The sequence below is a fragment of the Bacillus cereus group sp. RP32 genome (genome assembly GCF_040459735.1).
Classification (GTDB): Bacteria; Bacillota; Bacilli; order Bacillales; family Bacillaceae_G; genus Bacillus_A; species Bacillus_A wiedmannii.
In genome coordinates this window covers 4999848-5020000 of the sequence record NZ_JARVHO010000001.1, presented here as the reverse complement: position 1 = coordinate 5020000, position 20153 = coordinate 4999848, and the positions used below count along the sequence as shown (strand labels likewise).

The following is a 20153-nucleotide window of genomic DNA, read 5'->3' as shown; positions in this document are numbered from 1 at the left end:
TGACCCCGTAACTTCGGGAGAAGGGGTGCTTTCTTAACGGAAAGCCGCAGTGAATAGGCCCAAGCGACTGTTTAGCAAAAACACAGGTCTCTGCGAAGCCGTAAGGCGAAGTATAGGGGCTGACACCTGCCCGGTGCTGGAAGGTTAAGGAGAGGGGTTAGCGTAAGCGAAGCTCTGAACTGAAGCCCCAGTAAACGGCGGCCGTAACTATAACGGTCCTAAGGTAGCGAAATTCCTTGTCGGGTAAGTTCCGACCCGCACGAAAGGTGTAACGATTTGGGCACTGTCTCAACCAGAGACTCGGTGAAATTATAGTACCTGTGAAGATGCAGGTTACCCGCGACAGGACGGAAAGACCCCGTGGAGCTTTACTGTAGCCTGATATTGAATTTTGGTACAGTTTGTACAGGATAGGCGGGAGCCATTGAAACCGGAGCGCTAGCTTCGGTGGAGGCGCTGGTGGGATACCGCCCTGACTGTATTGAAATTCTAACCTACGGGTCTTATCGACCCGGGAGACAGTGTCAGGTGGGCAGTTTGACTGGGGCGGTCGCCTCCTAAAGTGTAACGGAGGCGCCCAAAGGTTCCCTCAGAATGGTTGGAAATCATTCGTAGAGTGCAAAGGCATAAGGGAGCTTGACTGCGAGACCTACAAGTCGAGCAGGGACGAAAGTCGGGCTTAGTGATCCGGTGGTTCCGCATGGAAGGGCCATCGCTCAACGGATAAAAGCTACCCCGGGGATAACAGGCTTATCTCCCCCAAGAGTCCACATCGACGGGGAGGTTTGGCACCTCGATGTCGGCTCATCGCATCCTGGGGCTGTAGTCGGTCCCAAGGGTTGGGCTGTTCGCCCATTAAAGCGGTACGCGAGCTGGGTTCAGAACGTCGTGAGACAGTTCGGTCCCTATCCGTCGTGGGCGTAGGAAATTTGAGAGGAGCTGTCCTTAGTACGAGAGGACCGGGATGGACGCACCGCTGGTGTACCAGTTGTTCTGCCAAGGGCATAGCTGGGTAGCTATGTGCGGAAGGGATAAGTGCTGAAAGCATCTAAGCATGAAGCCCCCCTCAAGATGAGATTTCCCATAGCGTAAGCTAGTAAGATCCCTGAAAGATGATCAGGTTGATAGGTTCGAGGTGGAAGCATGGTGACATGTGGAGCTGACGAATACTAATAGATCGAGGACTTAACCATATAATATGAAGCAAATGTTATCTAGTTTTGAAGGAATATGCCTTCATAGTTTGGTGATGATGGCAGAGAGGTCACACCCGTTCCCATACCGAACACGGAAGTTAAGCTCTCTAGCGCCGATGGTAGTTGGGACCTTGTCCCTGTGAGAGTAGGACGTCGCCAAGCAAAAACCTAAGTCGATTCGACTTAGGTTTTTTTGTGTTTATTTTTATTTACTAAATGTCATAATCCATAAATTGAATGACGCTAAAGAAGTGAAAAGAATGGAATAGAGGTTGTTTAAAGTACTAGCAATGATTTTTTGTTTTCTAGGTTTTCCGAGTGTTCCTAAAATAATCGTTATGATAGGAAACGTTATTTCTACCACAAGTATATATTTAAAAAAGTGGGATGATATAAATAAGTATTCAATCATTACAGCAAAGACTGCGATAAAAAGGAATAAATACGAAAAAAGTGTAGTTCGTTTTTTCATTATTGTCTTCCTTATAAATAAAATGAATATAAATGATATGCTTTATATTAAAGCATACGGAATAAGTATACAAACCGTTATGTGTACAATAGATCTCTAGAAATATAAATTCTAATTTCTTATCCTTCTTGCATATAGTTACAATTATTCTTTTGAATATAACTAAAACACGAACGTTATTGGTGAGTAATAAAAAAACATTCGATTATTTATTGACATTGTTTATGAAATATTGTTAATATAGCCATAGAAAGAATAATATATAAGACCTCATATAATCGCGGGGATATGGCCTGCAAGTCTCTACCTAACGACCGTTATTCGTTAGACTATGAGGGAAAGTCACTCGGTATTTTTCTATTCACAAGGGATACGTATGCCTGAGTAGAGCACTTTCTCTCATAGTAAAAGAGAAACTGTTCTATTTCAGGCTTTTTTTATTTGAATCGGGGGGATTCTAATATGAAATCACTAGTTGGAGTCATAATGGGAAGCACGTCAGACTGGGAAACAATGAAATATGCTTGTGACATTTTAGATGAATTAAATATACCGTATGAGAAAAAAGTTGTATCTGCTCATCGGACTCCGGATTATATGTTTGAATATGCAGAGACGGCTCGTGAACGTGGGTTGAAAGTTATTATTGCTGGAGCTGGTGGAGCAGCGCATTTACCAGGGATGGTTGCAGCGAAGACGAATCTTCCTGTAATCGGAGTTCCAGTTCAATCAAAAGCGTTAAACGGCTTAGATTCATTATTATCCATCGTCCAAATGCCAGGAGGGGTTCCAGTTGCAACTGTTGCAATTGGTAAGGCTGGTTCAACAAATGCTGGTTTACTTGCTGCACAAATACTTGGATCATTCCATGATGATATACATGATGCATTAGAATTGAGAAGAGAAGCAATTAAAAAAGATGTGCGCGAAGGTAGTGAGCTAGTATGACGAGAATCATTTTACCTGGAAAAACAATCGGTATTATTGGAGGCGGCCAGCTAGGAAGAATGATGGCATTGGCAGCTAAGGAGATGGGATATAAAATTGCTGTTTTAGATCCTACAAAAAATTCACCATGTGCACAAGTTGCTGATATTGAAATTGTTGCACCATATGACGATTTAAAAGCAATTCAGCATTTAGCGGAGATTAGTGATGTTGTCACATATGAATTTGAGAATATTGATTATAGATGTTTACAATGGCTTGAAAAACATGCTTACTTACCGCAAGGCAGTCAGTTGTTAAGTAAAACACAAAATCGTTTTACAGAAAAGAATGCGATTGAGAAAGCTGGGCTACCAGTAGCAACGTATAGATTAGTTCAAAATCAAGATCAGCTTACTGAGGCAATCACTGAGTTATCATATCCTTCCGTCTTGAAAACGACGACAGGCGGATATGATGGGAAAGGTCAAGTTGTTTTAAGAAATGAGGCTGACGTTGATAAAGCGCGAGAGCTTGCGAATGCAGCAGAGTGTATTTTAGAGAAATGGGTGCCTTTTGAAAAAGAAGTATCAGTTATTGTGATTCGTAGTGTAAGTGGTGAAACGAAAGTATTTCCGGTAGCGGAAAATATTCATGTAAATAACATTTTGCATGAATCTATCGTTCCAGCTCGCATTACAGAAGAACTTTCTCAAAAAGCAATTGCTTATGCAAAAGTGCTCGCGGATGAACTAGAACTTGTGGGAACACTAGCGGTAGAGATGTTTGCTACAGCTGATGGTGAGATTTATATTAATGAATTAGCACCAAGACCTCACAATTCAGGACACTATACACAGGATGCATGTGAAACGAGTCAATTCGGTCAACATATTCGAGCAATCTGTAATTTACCTCTTGGAGAAACAAATTTGTTAAAACCAGTTGTCATGGTAAACATTTTAGGCGAACATATAGAAGGGGTCCTAAGACAAGTGAATAGATTAACCGGGTGCTATTTACACTTGTATGGAAAAGAAGAAGCAAAAGCGCAGCGAAAAATGGGGCATGTTAATATTTTAAATGATAATATTGAAGTCGCTCTAGAAAAAGCGAAGAGTTTGCATATTTGGGACCATCAAGAACAACTGTTGGAGGGAAAAAGATGATTAGTCGTTATACACGCCCAGAAATGGGTGCAATTTGGACGGAAGAGAACAAATTTAAAGCATGGTTAGAAGTTGAGATTTTAGCTTGTGAAGCATGGGCTGAGCTTGGCGATATTCCAAAAGAAGATGTTAAAAAAATCCGTGAGCATGCATCATTTGATATTGATCGTATTTATGAAATTGAAAAAGAGACACGTCATGACGTAGTTGCATTCACTCGTGCTGTATCAGAAACACCAACATTAGGTGAGGAACGTAAATGGGTTCATTACGGTTTAACATCTACAGACGTAGTAGATACAGCGCTATCTTACATCTTAAAACAAGCGAATGAAATTATATTAAAAGACTTAGAAAACTTTGTAAGCATTTTAGCTAACAAAGCGAAAGAGCATAAATACACGATCATGATGGGAAGAACACACGGTGTTCATGCAGAACCAACAACATTTGGTTTAAAACTTGGTCTTTGGTATGAAGAAATGAAACGTAACGTAGAGCGTTTCAAACAAGCTGCTGATACAGTTCGCGTTGGTAAATTATCTGGTGCGGTTGGTACATACGCAAATATCGATCCATTCGTAGAAAAGTATGTTTGTGAAAACTTAGGCTTAGAAGCAGCACCAATTTCAACACAAACATTGCAACGTGATCGCCATGCTCATTACATGTCAACACTTGCACTAATCGCAACATCTATCGAAAAGATGGCAGTTGAGATTCGTGGTTTACAAAAGAGTGAAACACGTGAAGTTGAAGAGGCTTTTGCAAAAGGCCAAAAAGGCTCTTCTGCAATGCCACATAAACGTAATCCAATCGGATCAGAAAATATGACTGGTTTAGCTCGTGTTATCCGCGGTTATATGATGACAGCGTATGAGAATGTTCCATTATGGCATGAGCGTGATATTTCTCACTCTTCGGCAGAACGCGTAATTTTACCAGATGCTACAATCGCATTAAATTACATGTTAAATCGTTTCGGTAATATCGTTAAAAACTTAACTGTATACCCAGAGAATATGAAACGCAATATGACAAGAACATACGGCTTAATTTATTCTCAGCGTGTAATGCTTACATTAATCGACAAAGGTATGGTACGTGAAGAAGCTTATGATATCGTACAGCCTAAAGCGATGGAAGCTTGGGAAACACAAGTACAATTTAAAGAGCTTGTAGAAGCTGATGAGCGTATTACGAGCAAGTTATCACAAGAAGAAATTAATGAATGCTTCAACTATGAGCATCATATGCAACACGTTGATACAATCTTTGAACGCCTTGGGTTAAACGAAGCGTAAAATTTCATATGGCACAGAATAGAGTCATTCTGTGCCATTCTTTATAAAAACATTATTCACATTTTTCAAACTACAGGGGGCTTGCGAAATGCAAAAGCTAGAATTGCTGTATGAAGGTAAGGCAAAAAGAATTTATCGTACAGAATCAGCAGATATGGTTTGGGTAGAGTACAAAGATAGTGCGACTGCTTTCAATGGGGAGAAAAAAGAGACGATTACAGGAAAAGGTCGTTTGAACAATGAGATTACAACTTTATTGTTCAGAAAGTTACAAGAAGTAGGAATAAAAACACATTTTGTAGAGAAGTTATCTGAAACAGAGCAACTTGTTAAAAAAGTGAGTATTATTCCTCTAGAAGTTGTCACAAGAAATGTAATTGCAGGAAGTCTTTCAAAACGATTAGGAATGGAAGAGGGGACTGTACTTGCAGAACCGATCGTAGAATTTTACTTCAAAGATGATGATTTAGGAGATCCGCTTGTAACGGAAGATCATATTCGTGTATTAAACGTTGCATCACCAGAGCAAGTAAGCGTATTACGAGATATGGCTCTACAAATCAATCAAGTGTTGATTGATCATTTCGCAAGCTGTCGTGTAAGACTAGTAGATTTCAAATTAGAGTTTGGTATAACAGATGAAGGAGAAATCATTTTAGCAGATGAAATTTCACCAGATACTTGCCGTTTATGGGATGAAACGAGCAATGAAAAATTTGATAAAGACGTATTCCGTCGTGACCTTGGAAATTTAACAGAAGCTTATGAAGAGATTTTAAAACGTTTAGGGGGAATTTCACATGTATAAAGTTAAGGTATATGTAACGTTAAGAGAAAGCGTATTAGATCCACAAGGAACAGCAGTAAAAGGGGCACTTCATAGTCTTTCGTTCACAGAAGTACAAGACGTTCGAATCGGAAAATATATGGAATTAACAATTGATAAATCAGTATCTGACCTTGACGCAAAGGTAAAAGAAATGTGTGAAAAACTATTAACAAACGTTGTAATGGAAGACTTCCGTTATGAAGTTGAGGAGGTTGTCGCACAGTGAAATTTGCAGTCATAGTATTCCCAGGTTCGAACTGTGATGTCGATATGTTCCATGCAATTAAAGATGAGCTTGGTGAAGAAGTAGATTACGTTTGGCACGATAGAGAGAATTTAGATGAATATGATGCAATTTTACTACCTGGTGGATTCTCTTACGGTGACTATTTACGTTGTGGTGCTATTTCTCGCTTCGCGAATGCAATGAAAGCAGTGCAAAAAGCTGCTGAGCAAGGAAAGCCGATTTTAGGTGTATGTAATGGATTCCAGATTCTTGTTGAATCAGGGTTACTACCAGGAGCGTTAATGAGAAACGAAAACTTAAAATTTATGTGCCGAACAGTTCAGCTGCGTGTTGAAAATAATGAAACGATGTTTACATCACAATATGAAAAAGATGAAGTAATCAATATTCCAATCGCGCATGGTGAGGGGAATTACTATTGTGATGAAGAGACTCTTAAACAATTAGAAGAGAATAATCAAATCGCATTCCGTTACGTAGAAAATCCGAATGGAAGCGTTTCAGGTATTGCTGGTATTGTAAATGAAAAAGGAAATGTACTTGGTATGATGCCACACCCAGAGCGTGCTGTAGATGAATTACTTGGCGGTGCTGAAGGGTTAAAAGTCTTTCAATCTATCTTAAAACAGTGGAGGGAAACATATGTCGTTAATGCTTGAACCAAATCCAACACAAATTAAAGAAGAGCGCATATATGCGGAAATGGGGCTAACAGACGAAGAGTTTGCCATGGTTGAAAAGATTTTAGGCCGTCTGCCAAATTATACAGAAACAGGATTATTCTCTGTTATGTGGTCTGAACATTGCAGTTATAAAAATTCAAAACCAGTACTTCGAAAATTCCCAACAACAGGTGAGCGCGTTCTGCAAGGACCTGGGGAAGGTGCTGGAATTGTAGATATCGGTGATAATCAAGCGGTTGTATTTAAAATGGAAAGTCATAACCATCCTTCTGCTATTGAACCATATCAAGGAGCAGCAACAGGCGTTGGTGGTATTATCCGTGACGTATTCTCTATGGGAGCACGCCCGGTAGCTCTATTAAACTCACTTCGCTTCGGTGAATTACAGTCACCACGTGTGAAATATTTATTCGAAGAAGTAGTAGCAGGGATTGCAGGATACGGTAACTGTATCGGCATTCCGACTGTTGGCGGCGAAGTACAATTTGATCCATGTTATGAAGGAAATCCACTTGTAAATGCAATGTGCGTAGGCTTAATTAATCATGAAGATATTAAAAAGGGGCAAGCGCACGGTGCTGGAAATACAGTAATGTACGTAGGAGCATCAACTGGTCGTGACGGTATTCACGGTGCAACATTCGCATCTGAAGAGTTATCTGAAAGCTCAGAAGCGAAGCGTCCAGCAGTTCAAGTAGGAGATCCATTTATGGAGAAACTTCTTATTGAAGCTTGCTTAGAACTTATTCAGTCGGATGCACTTGTTGGAATTCAAGATATGGGTGCAGCTGGTTTAACATCATCTTCTGCAGAAATGGCAAGTAAAGCAGGTATGGGTATTGAAATGTACTTAGATGATGTACCACAACGTGAAGCAGGAATGACACCATATGAAATGATGCTATCTGAATCACAAGAACGTATGCTAATCGTTGTGAAAAAGGGTAGAGAGCAAGAAATAGTAGATTTATTTGAGAAGTATGGTCTTGCAGCTGTTACGATGGGGAAAGTAACGGAAGACAAAATGCTTCGCTTATTCCATAAAGGTGAAAAGGTAGCTGAAGTACCAGCAGATGCTCTTGCAGAAGAAGCACCAATTTATCATAAGCCATCAAAAGAAGCAGCATACTTTGCTGAATTCCAGGCAATGAAAATGGAAACACCAAAAGTAGAAAATTATAAAGAAACGTTATTCGCTCTATTACAACAACCGACGATTGCAAGTAAAGAGTGGGTTTATGATCAATATGATTATCAAGTTCGCACAAGCACAGTTGTTACACCAGGTTCAGATGCAGCAGTTGTACGTGTACGCGGTACAGAAAAAGGATTAGCAATGACGACAGATTGTAACTCTCGCTACATTTATTTAGATCCAGAAGTGGGCGGTAAAATTGCAGTAGCAGAGGCAGCACGTAATATCGTATGTTCTGGGGGAGAGCCACTTGCAATTACAGATTGCTTAAACTTCGGTAATCCAGAAAAACCAGAAATCTTCTGGCAAATTGAGAAATCAGTAGATGGTATGAGTGAAGCTTGTCGCACATTACAAACGCCAGTTATCGGCGGAAACGTATCAATGTATAACGAACGTAGTGGTGAAGCTGTATACCCAACACCGACAGTTGGGATGGTTGGACTTGTACACGATTTAAAACATGTAACAACACAAGAGTTTAAGCAAGCTGGCGATTTAGTTTATATCATTGGAGAGACGAAAGCTGAGTTTGGTGGAAGTGAATTACAGAAAATGATTCACGGCAAAATTTTCGGTCAATCACCAAGCATCGATCTAGACGTAGAATTAAAACGTCAAAAACAAGTATTAGCAGCAATTCAAGCTGGCCTTGTTCAATCTGCTCATGATGTTGCAGAAGGTGGTTTAGCAGTTGCAATTACTGAGAGTGCAATTGGTGCAAATGGTTTAGGTGCTACTGTGAAATTAGACGGAGAAGCAACAGCAGCATTATTCGCTGAATCACAATCTCGCTTCGTTATAACTGTAAAACGTGAAAATAAAGAAGCGTTTGAGACGGCGGTAGAAGCAATTCAAGTTGGAGAAGTGACAAATACAAATGAAGTAACAATTCATAATGAAGAAAATGAAGTATTACTTACAGCAAATGTAGATGAAATGAGAAAGGCTTGGAAAGGGGCAATCCCATGCTTGCTGAAATAAAGGGGTTAAATGAAGAATGTGGCGTTTTCGGAATTTGGGGGCATGAAAATGCAGCACAAGTTTCGTACTACGGATTGCATAGTTTACAGCACCGTGGACAAGAAGGCGCAGGCATCGTCGTAAATAATGGTGAGAAAATCGTCGGTCACAAGGGGTTAGGTTTAATATCGGAAGTATTTTCAAAAGGTGAGCTAGAAGGCTTAAACGGAAAATCAGCAATTGGACACGTACGATATGCGACAGCTGGCGGAAGTGAAGTTGCTAACGTTCAACCATTATTATTCCGTTTTTCTGATCATAGTATGGCATTAGCTCATAACGGAAATTTAATTAATGCAAAGATGCTTCGTCGTGAATTAGAGGCAGAGGGAAGTATTTTCCAAACAAGTTCAGATACAGAGGTACTTTTACATCTCATTAAACGTAGTACGAAAGATTCTTTAATTGAAAGTGTAAAAGAGGCTCTAAATAAAGTGAAAGGTGCGTTTGCATATCTTTTACTAACTGGAAATGAAATGATCGTTGCGCTAGACCCGAATGGATTCCGTCCTCTTTCAATTGGAAAGATGGGAGATGCTTACGTTGTAGCATCAGAAACATGTGCTTTCGATGTAGTAGGTGCAACATACATTCGTGATGTAGAACCAGGTGAATTACTTATCATCAATGATGAAGGAATTCATGTAGATCGTTTTACAAATGAAGTAGATCATGCAATTTGTAGTATGGAGTACATTTACTTTGCACGTCCGGATTCTAATATTGCAGGTATTAACGTCCATGCAGCACGTAAAAACATGGGAAAACGTTTGGCGGCAGAAGCTCCTATTGAAGCTGATGTTGTTACTGGTGTACCAGACTCTAGTATTTCAGCGGCAATTGGTTATGCAGAGGCGACAGGAATTCCATATGAGTTAGGATTAATTAAAAATCGTTACGTTGGACGTACGTTTATTCAACCTTCTCAAGAACTGCGTGAGCAAGGGGTTAAGATGAAGCTTTCAGCAGTAAGAGGCGTAGTTGAAGGAAAACGAGTTGTGATGATTGACGATTCTATCGTAAGAGGAACGACGAGTAAACGAATTGTTCGTATGCTTCGCGAGGCTGGAGCGACAGAAGTCCATGTAAGAATTGCTTCACCACCTCTTAAGTATCCATGTTTCTATGGCATTGATATTCAAACAAGAAAAGAATTAATCGCAGCAAATAATTCAATAGAAGAAATCCGTCAAATCATCGGAGCAGATTCTTTAACGTTTTTAAGTGAAGATGGATTAGTAGATGCAATTGGACGTCCATATGAAGGGAAATACGGCGGTCTATGTATGGCGTACTTCAATGGAGATTATCCAACAGCTCTTTATGATTATGAGCAAGAGCTTTTAGAAAGTATGAAATAAGAAGAAAAAAGCTTCTACTTCTTTTGATGTAGAAGCTAGCTTCTTTCTTAAAATGGCCCGCCCTGAATAGGGAGAAATTAAAAGACGAGGTGTAGATAACGATGGCGAATGCATATAAGCAAGCAGGAGTAGATATTGAAGCTGGATATGAAGCGGTATCTCGCATGAAAAAACACGTACAAACAACAATGAGAAAAGAAGTACTAGGCGGTCTAGGCGGTTTTGGAGGTATGTTTGATTTATCAAAATTTGCATTAGAAGAACCTGTATTAGTATCTGGAACAGATGGCGTGGGAACAAAATTGATGCTCGCTTTTATGGCAGATAAACATGACACAATTGGTATTGATGCAGTAGCAATGTGTGTAAATGATATTGTTGTCCAAGGAGCAGAGCCGCTTTTCTTCCTTGATTATATTGCTTGTGGTAAAGCTGAACCTAGTAAAATTGAAAACATCGTCAAAGGTATATCAGAGGGCTGTCGCCAAGCTGGTTGTGCATTAATTGGTGGAGAAACAGCTGAAATGCCAGGAATGTATTCTACGGAAGAATACGATTTAGCTGGTTTTACAGTTGGAATTGTTGATAAAAAGAAAATTGTAACAGGTGAAAAAATTGAAGCTGGTCAAGTATTAATTGGCTTAGCATCTAGCGGTATTCATAGTAATGGTTATTCTTTAGTACGAAAAGTATTACTAGAAGATGGAGAACTATCTTTAGATCGCATTTACGGACGCTTAGAACTACCTCTTGGTGAAGAATTATTAAAACCAACGAAAATTTATGTCAAACCTATTTTAGAACTATTGAAGAAATATGAAGTATACGGTATGGCGCATATTACAGGTGGCGGATTCATTGAAAATATTCCACGTATGTTACCAGAAGGAATCGGTGCAGAAATTGAATTAGGATCTTGGAAAATTCAACCGATCTTCAGTTTACTTCAAGAAGTGGGAAAACTAGAAGAGAAAGAAATGTTCAATATTTTTAACATGGGTATTGGTATGGTAGTAGCGGTGAAGGAAGAAGAGGCAAAAGATATCGTTCGTCTTCTTGAAGAGCAAGGAGAAACAGCTCGTATTATTGGACGTACTGTACAAGGAACTGGCGTTACCTTCAATGGGGGCACGGCACTATGAGTAGATTAGCAGTTTTTGCTTCTGGAAGCGGCTCTAACTTTCAATCTCTCGTTAATGCGATAGAAGAAAAAAGATTGGATGCAGAAATTAGTTTATTAGTATGTGATAAACCAGAAGCACGTGCTGTTGGACGGGCACATTATCATCATATTCCGTGTTTCGCCTTTTCAGCGAAAGCATATGAGTCAAAAGAAGCATTTGAAAAAGAAATATTAAAGAAGCTAGAAGAGTATGAGATTGATTATGTCATTTTAGCTGGATATATGCGTTTAATTGGGCCGACTTTATTAGGAGCGTATGGTGGGAAGATTATTAATATTCATCCGTCACTATTACCGAGTTTTCCTGGTAAAGATGCTGTCGGTCAAGCGTTAGAAGCAGGTGTGAAAGTAACTGGAGTAACAATTCATTATGTAGATGCAGGTATGGATACAGGTCCAATTATTGCGCAAGAAGCAGTAGTTGTTTCTGAAGGGGATACGAGAGAAAGCTTACAAAAGAAAATTCAACAAGTTGAACATAAATTATACGTAAATACAGTGAATCAAATTGTTCAGTCTGCGAAAGAAACAACTGTTAACTAACATACAACCAGGGGTGAAGGATAAATGAAAAAGCGTGCATTAGTAAGTGTTTCAGATAAAACAGGAGTAGTAGAATTTGTTAAAGGTTTACTAGAACAAGGGATTGAAGTTATTTCAACAGGTGGTACAAAAAAATTACTAGAAGAAAACGGCTTACAAGTAATCGGTATTTCTGAAATAACTGGTTTCCCGGAAATTATGGATGGACGTGTAAAAACATTACACCCAAATATTCATGGTGGTCTATTAGCGGTTCGTGATAATGAAACGCATGTAGCGCAAATGAATGAATTAGGTATTCAAGCAATTGATTTTGTTGTTGTTAACTTATACCCATTTAAAGAAACAATCGCTAAGCCTGATGTAACATTTGCTGATGCAATTGAAAATATTGATATCGGTGGTCCAACAATGATTCGCTCTGCTGCGAAAAATCATAAATTTGTATCGGTAATTGTAGATCCAGTAGATTACGATGTTGTATTAGCAGAACTGAAAGAGAACGGTGAAGTAAAAGAAGAAACAAAACGTAAATTAGCAGCGAAAGTATTCCGTCATACAGCGGCATATGATGCGTTAATCTCTAACTACTTAACAGAGCAAATGGGGGAAGAAAGCCCAGAAACATTAACAGTGACATTTGAGAAAAAACAAGATTTACGCTATGGAGAAAATCCACATCAAAAAGCAACCTTCTATAAAGCACCATTCGCTGTAACTTCTTCTGTTGCATACGCAGAACAATTACACGGTAAAGAATTATCTTACAACAATATTAATGATGCAGATGCAGCACTTAGTATTGTAAAAGAATTTACAGAGCCAGCAGTAGTAGCAGTAAAACATATGAATCCATGTGGTGTTGGAGTGGGTACTGATATTCATGAAGCATACACACGCGCTTATGAAGCAGATCCAGTATCAATCTTCGGTGGAATTATTGCAGCAAATCGTAAAATTGATAAAGCTACAGCAGAAAAGTTACACGAAATTTTCTTAGAAATCATTATTGCACCTTCTTTCTCAAAAGAAGCTTTAGAAGTATTGCAAAGTAAGAAAAACTTACGTCTACTAACTGTAAATATTGAAAAAGCGACAAGTGCAAGCAAAAAACTAACTTCTGTACAAGGTGGTCTTCTCGTTCAAGAGGAAGATACGTTATCATTAGATGAAAGTACAATTTCAATTCCGACAAAACGTGAACCATCAGAGCGAGAATGGAAAGATTTAAAACTAGCTTGGAAAGTTGTAAAACATGTGAAATCAAACGCAATTGTTTTAGCGAATGATAACATGACAGTTGGTGTAGGCGCGGGACAGATGAACCGTGTAGGTTCTGCAAAAATCGCAATTACACAAGCTGGCGAAAAAGCACAAGGTAGCGCACTTGCATCTGATGCTTTCTTCCCAATGCCAGATACAGTAGAAGAAGCAGCAAGAGCAGGGATTACAGCAATCATTCAACCAGGCGGATCAATCCGTGATGAAGATTCTATTAAAGTGGCGGATAAGTATGGGATTACGATGGTGTTCACTGGAGTACGTCATTTCAAACACTAATAGAGGATATTTAAAAGGTCCGGTCAAGATAACTGTCGCATGTCGTCGTTGCATTGCCAGTGCGGTACTCATGTAGGAAAGCTACATTCCGTGTCCTCCTGTCAAATGTGCCTCGACCTGCTCGGTTCTCTTGATCCTCCCTTTTAAACTTTGATTGATATGAAAACAAACTAGGAGCAGAGCTTCTAGTTTGTACTTATTTAAGTATTGGGGGATGAAATATGAATGTTTTAGTAATTGGCCGCGGTGGGCGTGAGCATGCTTTAGCTTGGAAGTTTGCGCAATCTGAAAAGGTGGAAAAGGTATATGTAGCACCTGGTAATGAAGGTATGCGCGATGTTGCAACACCAGTTGATATTGATGAAAATGATTTTGATGCATTAGTTTTATTTGCTAAAGAGAATAAGGTTGAATTAACTTTCGTTGGACCAGAAATTCCGCTTATGAATGGAATTGTTGATCGATTTAACGAAGAGGGACTTCGTGTGTTTGGCCCAAATAAGGCGGCTGCTGTTATTGAAGGTAGTAAGGCTTTTACGAAAGAATTGATGAAAAAATATGATATTCCAACTGCGGCATATGAAACTTTTACAAACTATGAAGAAGCAGTACAGTATATTCAAAAAGTTGGTGCGCCAATCGTTATTAAAGCTGACGGCCTAGCTGCTGGTAAAGGTGTAACGGTAGCAATGACGCTTGAAGAAGCATTACAAGCTGTGAAAGAGATGCTACAAGATGTGAAGTTCGGCGAAGCGAGCAAGAAGGTCGTTATTGAAGAGTTTTTAGATGGACAAGAATTTTCATTAATGGCATTTGTAAATGGAACAACTGTGCATCCGATGGTAATTGCGCAAGATCATAAACGAGCTTTTGATGGTGATAAAGGTCCAAATACAGGCGGAATGGGTGCGTATTCTCCAGTACCACAAATTCCAGAATCAGCAGTTCAAGAGGCAATAAAAATGGTATTACATCCAACTGCCAAGGCGATGATTGCAGAAAACCGTTCGTTTACAGGAATTTTATATGCGGGACTTATTTTAACAAATGATGGCCCGAAGGTAATTGAATTTAATGCACGCTTTGGTGATCCTGAAACGGAAGTAGTATTACCTCGCTTAGAAAATGATTTAGTTGATGTATGTAACGCTGTATTAGATGAAAGTGAATTAACGTTACAGTGGTCAGAGGAAGCGATAATTGGTGTTGTACTTGCTTCGAAAGGGTATCCGGAAGCATATAAAAAAGGTGACATTATTAAAGGATTAGATGCACTGAAAGATGTAATTGTTTTCCATTCAGGTACAGCGATGAAGCATGGTGACTTTGTAACAAATGGTGGCCGTGTACTATTTGTTGCTTGTAAGGCGGACGGTTTACAAGCAGCGAAAGATAAGGTGTATAAAGAAATCGGCAAAATTGAGAGTGATGGTCTATTTTACCGAAGTGATATAGGATATCGTGCAATTGGGCATGAGATGACGAGAAGCTAATATGTAAAAATCCCGCTGATTTCTCAGCGGGATTTTTTATGCATCTTTATCTTTATCTTTTTTCAATTTTCCTTTTTGCTTTGCCATTTCTCGAAGTAAATACTCGATGTGTGCATTGACGCTACGAAACTCATCATTCGCCCATTTTTCGATGACTGCGTGTAATTCAGGATCAATACGTAATGGAAAGCTTTTCTTTTTAGCCATAATGATTTACAACCTTTTAATATAGGCTTCCTGTATTAATAACTGGTTGTGCACCTTTATCTGAAACGATGGCAACTAATAAGTTGTTCACCATATTTGCTTTACGCTCGTCATCTAATTCAAGTACGCCTTCCTCATCTAACATATGGATTGAATCTTTCGCCATCTTCACAGCACCTTCAACAATCTCTTTTCTAGCAGCTAATACTGCTTTTGCTTGTTGACGTTGTAGCATTGCATGGGCAATTTCTGTTGCGTAAGCTAAATGTGTTAAACGAGTTTCTAATACTTCTACGCCAGCGATTTCAAGGCGCGCTTCTAACTCACGTTTTAATTCTTCAGAGATTTCTTCAGTATTTCCGCGTAACGTGATGCAAGTTTCATCTTGGAAATTGTCATAAGGATATTTTGTTGCGACGTGGCGGATTGCTGTTTCACTTTGAATTTCTACAAATCGATCGTAATGTTCAACACCGAACATTGCTTTTGCAGAATCAACTACTTTATATACGATAACGGCTGCAATTTCAATTGGATTTCCCTCAATATCGTTTACTTTTAACTTCTTACTATTAAAGTTTTCAACACGTAACGATACAGTTTGACGGAATGCGAATGGAATTGTTAAAAATAAACCGTTTTGACGAATTGTTCCTAAATAATTACCGAAAAACGTAATAACTTTTGCTTGGTTTGGTTGAACAATACCAATACCTGTAGCAAGAACGGCGGCTAAAATAATAGTTAATGCCGCTCCTATGAAAATTTCTTGTACAAGGAAAAATACACCGATAGCGGCTAAAATTAAAATCCCGATAATACCGAGAAAACCATTTACATAAAAAACTTGTTTTTCTTTCATATGATCGCCTCCTGATATAAAAATGATATCACTTTTATATCATTTTATGCAAGGGCTCTACAATTAATTTTCTGAAATTAATTATTAAGTATCTCTTATGTATATTTTGAGGTCTGAAACAAGAATATACGTTCTGTTTTATGGTAAAATAAAGAAGACTTAACCGCCCACTGCAGCAGCTAAGTCCCTTTGAGAGCATCTTGCATCGTGACAAATGATTCAAAGCGGTTTTGCCAGGATTATATCTTCAATCGCTGACTCAATCTCTTTGTCAGAAGCGTCAAAACCTCCATTTGACTGTGGTTTGTCGTGATTGGAAGTTTGATTCACTTCTTCTTTAGCATGTCCCTTTTCAGTAAAATTCATGCTAGGCATTTTAAATGCCCCCATATTCATGTATTTTCCGAATTTCCACATTTCAACAACGGGGCAGAAACGAACAATTCCCTCTGCGATTTTCATTGCACCAATCCATAGCAAGACGTTAGACCAAGTGCACCACGGCTTGCGTACAAGTTTAGCACTACTACAGCCGAAGAGGATAAGTCCGAGTGTAATTCGAATTAGGGCATTTATTGTACCGATGTTTTGCTTCATTAGAAAAACACTCCTTTTTATGAAAGTTGAAATAGATAATACTATTTCTCTTATTAGTATCCCGTGTGATTTTGGGGATATGTAATCCAACATTTGACGTTGAAAAAGATGTTGGAATGTGCGTGTGTGTAAGTAGCTTTTTTTGTTATAATGAAAGAATGCACAAAAGGAAGTTCAAAATTAAATCCTCTCGTTTGAAAAACTATGGAAGAGGGAATTCCAAACTTAATTCTCCGTTTTAAACAAATATTTAAGATGAAGTTAAAAAATCCTGATGAAAATAAACTGTTATTTTGAACAGAAATATATATAACTAGAGAAAAGAAAGGGTGTTTTCATGTACGATATTTCCGGGTGGAAACATGTATTTAAGCTCGATCCAAATAAGGAGTTAAGTGACGAACATTTAGAAATGATTTGTGAGTCTGGAACAGATGCTGTTATTGTAGGCGGAAGTGATGGAGTTACAATTGATAATGTATTACACATGCTAGTTAGCATTCGTAGATATGCAGTTCCTTGTGTGTTAGAGGTTTCTGATGTGGAAGCAATTACACCAGGATTTGATTTTTATTATATCCCAAGCGTTTTAAATAGCCGAAAAGTAGAATGGGTAACAGGCGTTCATCATGAGGCTTTGAAAGAATTTGGGGATATTATGGATTGGGACGAAATTTTCATGGAAGGGTATTGTGTTTTAAATCCTGAAGCGAAAGTAGCCCAGCTTACAGATGCGAAATGTGATGTAACAGAAGATGATGTGATTGCATACGCGCGTTTAGCAGACAAGCTATTACGTCTACCAATATTTTATTTAGAATATAGCGGTACGTATGGAGACGTTGAACTTGTTAAAAATGTAAAAGCAGAATTAAAACAAGCGAAGTTATATTATGGCGGCGGTATTTCTAATGCTGAACAAGCGAAGGAAATGGCACAATACGCTGATACAGTAGTTGTTGGAAATATTATTTATGATGATATAAAATCCGCGTTAAAAACAGTTAAAGCAGTAAAAGGAGAGTAGGTGCAGGCGTATATGAGTAAGACAGATAAGTTATTAAATGGTTTAAATCCGCAGCAACAAAAAGCAGTACAAACAACGAACGGACCACTTCTATTAATGGCAGGTGCAGGTAGTGGTAAAACACGTGTGTTAACACATCGTATTGCGTATTTACTTGGTGAAAAAGGTGTAGCGCCATGGAATGTACTAGCTATTACCTTTACAAATAAAGCGGCTCGTGAAATGCGCGAGCGTATTGATACACTTGTCGGACCAGAAGCAGAAGATATTTGGATTTCTACGTTCCACTCTATGTGTGTACGTATTTTACGACGTGATATCGATCGTATTGGTATTAATCGTAACTTTACAATCCTAGATTCAGGCGATCAGTTAACTGTAGTCAAAAAAATTATGAAAGAGCGCAATATTGATCCGAAGAAATTTGAGCCGCGCTCTATTTTAGCTGGTATTAGTAATGCGAAAAATGAATTGTTATCTGCAGATAAATATGCGAAAAAAATTACAATCGCTGATCCATATGAAAAATTAACGAGCGATGTATATACAGAATATCAAAAACGTCTTCTGAAAAATAACTCATTAGACTTTGATGATTTAATTATGACAACGATTCAGCTATTTGAACGTGTTCCAGAAGTACTAGAGTTTTATCAGCGTAAGTTCCAATATATTCACGTGGATGAGTATCAAGATACGAACAAAGCGCAGTACCTTCTTGTAAAACATTTAGCAGCACGTTTTAAAAATTTATGTGTTGTAGGTGACTCAGATCAGTCTATTTACCGTTGGCGCGGGGCTGACATTTCTAACATTTTGTCATTCGAAAAAGACTATGAGAATGCGCAAGTTATTCTGTTAGAACAAAACTATCGTTCGTCACAAAATATTTTAAATGCAGCGAATGCTGTTATTGAAAAAAATTCAAACCGTAAACCGAAAAAATTATGGACAGACAATCAAGTTGGAAGCAAAATCTCATATTACCGTGCTGCGACGGAAAAAGACGAAGCATATTTTGTTGCGAAAAAAATTCGTGACGATATTCAAATGGGAAAACGAAAATATACGGACTTTGCAGTGCTATATCGTACAAATGCCCAGTCTCGTATGGTCGAGGAGATTTTCCTGAAATCTAATATTCCTTACAAAATTGTCGGTGGTACGAAGTTCTACGATCGTAAAGAGATTAAAGATATTTTGGCGTATTTACGTTTAATTGGGAATCCAGATGATGAGATTAGTTTCGCACGTATTATTAACATGCCAAAGCGCGGAATTGGTGCTACTTCTATCGATAAAATTATTAATTATGGTGTACAAAACGGAATTTCATTAACTGCTGTATTCGATGAGATTGAGCATGTTGGAGTAAGTGCAAAAATTACAAAGGCAGTAAAAGAATTCGCTGGTTTATTACACAACTGGGTAAATATGCAAGAGTATTTATCTGTTACAGAATTGGTAGAAGAAGTTATTGAAAAAACAGGCTATCGCGATATGTTGAAAAACGAGCGTACTTTAGAAGCAGAAGGTCGTTTAGAGAACTTAGATGAGTTTTTATCTGTTACGCAAACATTTGAATCTCAAAGCGAAGATAAGAGCCTTGTTGCATTCTTAACAGACTTAGCGCTTGTTGCTGATATTGATCGTGTCGATGAAGATCCAACTGCTGGTGAGGAAGTTATTTTAATGACGATGCACTCAGCGAAAGGATTAGAGTTCCCAGTTGTCTTTATTGTTGGGTTAGAGGAAGGAATATTCCCGCATACTCGTTCTCTAATGGAAGAAGATGAAATGCAGGAAGAGCGTCGCCTTGCTTATGTAGGTATTACTCGTGCAGAAGAAGAGTTATATTTATCTAACGCACAAATGCGTACTTTATTTGGTAGAACAAGTATGAACGCTGCCTCTCGATTTATTACAGAAATCCCGGCAGAGCTAGTAGAATCGTTAAATGAAACAGCGCCAAAGCGTGAAACTTCGTTTGGTGCAAAAGGCAGAACGACAAGTACAAGTAAAATGACAACTACAACTACAACACGCTCTCGTTCAGCTTTCGCGCGTCCTGCAGCTAAGACGACAGGCGGCGAGCAAATTGGCTGGGCAGTAGGTGATAAAGCGTCCCACCAAAAATGGGGAGTCGGTACAGTGGTCAGTGTAAAAGGTGAAGGTGATGCAAAAGAATTAGATATTGCGTTCCCAAGCCCGATTGGTGTTAAACGTTTGTTAGCAAAATTTGCACCTGTGACGAAACAATAGGAAAGGAATGAGG

At 38.7% G+C, this 20153-nt stretch carries 18 protein-coding genes, 2 rRNA genes and 1 riboswitch (1 of these 21 only partly in view); of the genes, 16 read left to right on the top strand and 4 right to left on the bottom strand.

The genetic code is table 11. The features are described from left to right. Nucleotides 1–1193, top strand: a 23S ribosomal RNA gene (locus tag QCI46_RS25765) (it extends 1729 nt beyond the left edge of the window). A 49-nt stretch (nucleotides 1194–1242) separates the two neighbouring features. After that, a 5S ribosomal RNA gene (gene rrf / locus QCI46_RS25760) occupies nucleotides 1243–1358 on the top strand. Between the two features lie 43 nt (nucleotides 1359–1401). Here rrf and QCI46_RS25755 read toward each other — a convergent pair. Next, nucleotides 1402–1668 (bottom strand): hypothetical protein, encoded by a 267-nt coding sequence (locus QCI46_RS25755; protein ID WP_353841739.1) that lies wholly within the window; start codon nucleotides 1666–1668, stop codon nucleotides 1402–1404. A 250-nt stretch (nucleotides 1669–1918) separates the two neighbouring features. After that, nucleotides 1919–2020, top strand: a riboswitch (purine riboswitch). Nucleotides 2021–2130: 110 nt separating this feature from the next. On the opposite strand from QCI46_RS25755, the gene purE reads away from it, so the two are divergent. From purE to purD, 12 genes are all read left to right on the top strand, one after another. Next, the gene (gene purE, locus QCI46_RS25750) at nucleotides 2131–2616 is read left to right on the top strand and encodes a 5-(carboxyamino)imidazole ribonucleotide mutase (RefSeq protein WP_000839368.1); all 486 of its coding nucleotides are present in this window, start codon (nucleotides 2131–2133) and stop codon (nucleotides 2614–2616) included. Then, nucleotides 2613–3764 carry a 5-(carboxyamino)imidazole ribonucleotide synthase gene (gene purK / locus QCI46_RS25745; RefSeq protein WP_048542068.1) on the top strand — a complete coding sequence of 384 codons (1152 nt, stop codon included), beginning with the start codon at nucleotides 2613–2615 and terminating at the stop codon, nucleotides 3762–3764. Before purE ends, purK begins: the two co-directional genes overlap by 4 nt. After that, nucleotides 3761–5068, top strand: a complete 1308-nt coding sequence (gene purB, locus QCI46_RS25740; protein ID WP_000625686.1) for an adenylosuccinate lyase — start codon at nucleotides 3761–3763, stop codon at nucleotides 5066–5068. The genes purK and purB overlap by 4 nt, the downstream gene beginning before the upstream one ends. A gap of 88 nt (nucleotides 5069–5156) precedes the next feature. Beyond that, nucleotides 5157–5876 (top strand): phosphoribosylaminoimidazolesuccinocarboxamide synthase, encoded by a 720-nt coding sequence (gene purC, locus QCI46_RS25735; RefSeq protein ID WP_097907344.1) that lies wholly within the window; start codon nucleotides 5157–5159, stop codon nucleotides 5874–5876. Then, complete coding sequence (gene purS, locus QCI46_RS25730; protein ID WP_000278821.1) at nucleotides 5869–6123, top strand: phosphoribosylformylglycinamidine synthase subunit PurS; 255 nt, start codon at nucleotides 5869–5871, stop codon at nucleotides 6121–6123. The genes purC and purS overlap by 8 nt, the downstream gene beginning before the upstream one ends. Further along, nucleotides 6120–6803, top strand: a complete 684-nt coding sequence (gene purQ / locus QCI46_RS25725; RefSeq protein ID WP_353841738.1) for a phosphoribosylformylglycinamidine synthase subunit PurQ — start codon at nucleotides 6120–6122, stop codon at nucleotides 6801–6803. The genes purS and purQ overlap by 4 nt, the downstream gene beginning before the upstream one ends. After that, the gene (gene purL, locus QCI46_RS25720; protein ID WP_353841737.1) at nucleotides 6787–9006 is read left to right on the top strand and encodes a phosphoribosylformylglycinamidine synthase II; all 2220 of its coding nucleotides are present in this window, start codon (nucleotides 6787–6789) and stop codon (nucleotides 9004–9006) included. Before purQ ends, purL begins: the two co-directional genes overlap by 17 nt. Then, complete coding sequence (gene purF / locus QCI46_RS25715; protein ID WP_353841736.1) at nucleotides 8991–10406, top strand: amidophosphoribosyltransferase; 1416 nt, start codon at nucleotides 8991–8993, stop codon at nucleotides 10404–10406. The genes purL and purF overlap by 16 nt, the downstream gene beginning before the upstream one ends. Before the next feature lie 101 nt (nucleotides 10407–10507). Next, entirely contained in the window at nucleotides 10508–11548 is a 1041-nt protein-coding gene (gene purM, locus QCI46_RS25710) for a phosphoribosylformylglycinamidine cyclo-ligase (RefSeq protein ID WP_001262447.1), read from the top strand. Next, nucleotides 11545–12132, top strand: a complete 588-nt coding sequence (gene purN / locus QCI46_RS25705; RefSeq protein ID WP_353841735.1) for a phosphoribosylglycinamide formyltransferase — start codon at nucleotides 11545–11547, stop codon at nucleotides 12130–12132. Before purM ends, purN begins: the two co-directional genes overlap by 4 nt. A gap of 24 nt (nucleotides 12133–12156) precedes the next feature. Continuing rightward, complete coding sequence (gene purH, locus QCI46_RS25700) at nucleotides 12157–13692, top strand: bifunctional phosphoribosylaminoimidazolecarboxamide formyltransferase/IMP cyclohydrolase (protein WP_353841734.1); 1536 nt, start codon at nucleotides 12157–12159, stop codon at nucleotides 13690–13692. Between the two features lie 221 nt (nucleotides 13693–13913). Next, nucleotides 13914–15185 (top strand): phosphoribosylamine--glycine ligase, encoded by a 1272-nt coding sequence (gene purD, locus QCI46_RS25695; RefSeq protein WP_327958696.1) that lies wholly within the window; start codon nucleotides 13914–13916, stop codon nucleotides 15183–15185. Between the two features lie 36 nt (nucleotides 15186–15221). Here purD and QCI46_RS25690 read toward each other — a convergent pair whose 3' ends face one another. The 3 genes from QCI46_RS25690 to QCI46_RS25680 all read right to left on the bottom strand — a co-directional run bounded on the left by QCI46_RS25690 (nucleotide 15222) and on the right by QCI46_RS25680 (nucleotide 16851). Further along, entirely contained in the window at nucleotides 15222–15392 is a 171-nt protein-coding gene (locus QCI46_RS25690) for a type II toxin-antitoxin system antitoxin (protein WP_353841733.1), read from the bottom strand. A 16-nt stretch (nucleotides 15393–15408) separates the two neighbouring features. Beyond that, nucleotides 15409–16254 carry an SPFH domain-containing protein gene (locus QCI46_RS25685; RefSeq protein WP_000660682.1) on the bottom strand — a complete coding sequence of 282 codons (846 nt, stop codon included), beginning with the start codon at nucleotides 16252–16254 and terminating at the stop codon, nucleotides 15409–15411. Nucleotides 16255–16473: 219 nt separating this feature from the next. Further along, complete coding sequence (locus QCI46_RS25680) at nucleotides 16474–16851, bottom strand: YgaP family membrane protein (protein ID WP_353841732.1); 378 nt, start codon at nucleotides 16849–16851, stop codon at nucleotides 16474–16476. A 337-nt stretch (nucleotides 16852–17188) separates the two neighbouring features. Here QCI46_RS25680 and pcrB point away from each other — a divergent pair, with 337 nt between their 5' ends. Together pcrB and pcrA are read left to right on the top strand one after the other, a co-directional pair. Beyond that, complete coding sequence (gene pcrB, locus QCI46_RS25675; protein WP_000272092.1) at nucleotides 17189–17878, top strand: heptaprenylglyceryl phosphate synthase; 690 nt, start codon at nucleotides 17189–17191, stop codon at nucleotides 17876–17878. 12 nt (nucleotides 17879–17890) lie between these two features. Further along, nucleotides 17891–20140, top strand: coding sequence for a DNA helicase PcrA (gene pcrA, locus QCI46_RS25670; RefSeq protein WP_353841731.1), 2250 nt, complete (start codon nucleotides 17891–17893; stop codon nucleotides 20138–20140). Nucleotides 20141–20153 lie beyond the last annotated feature (13 nt).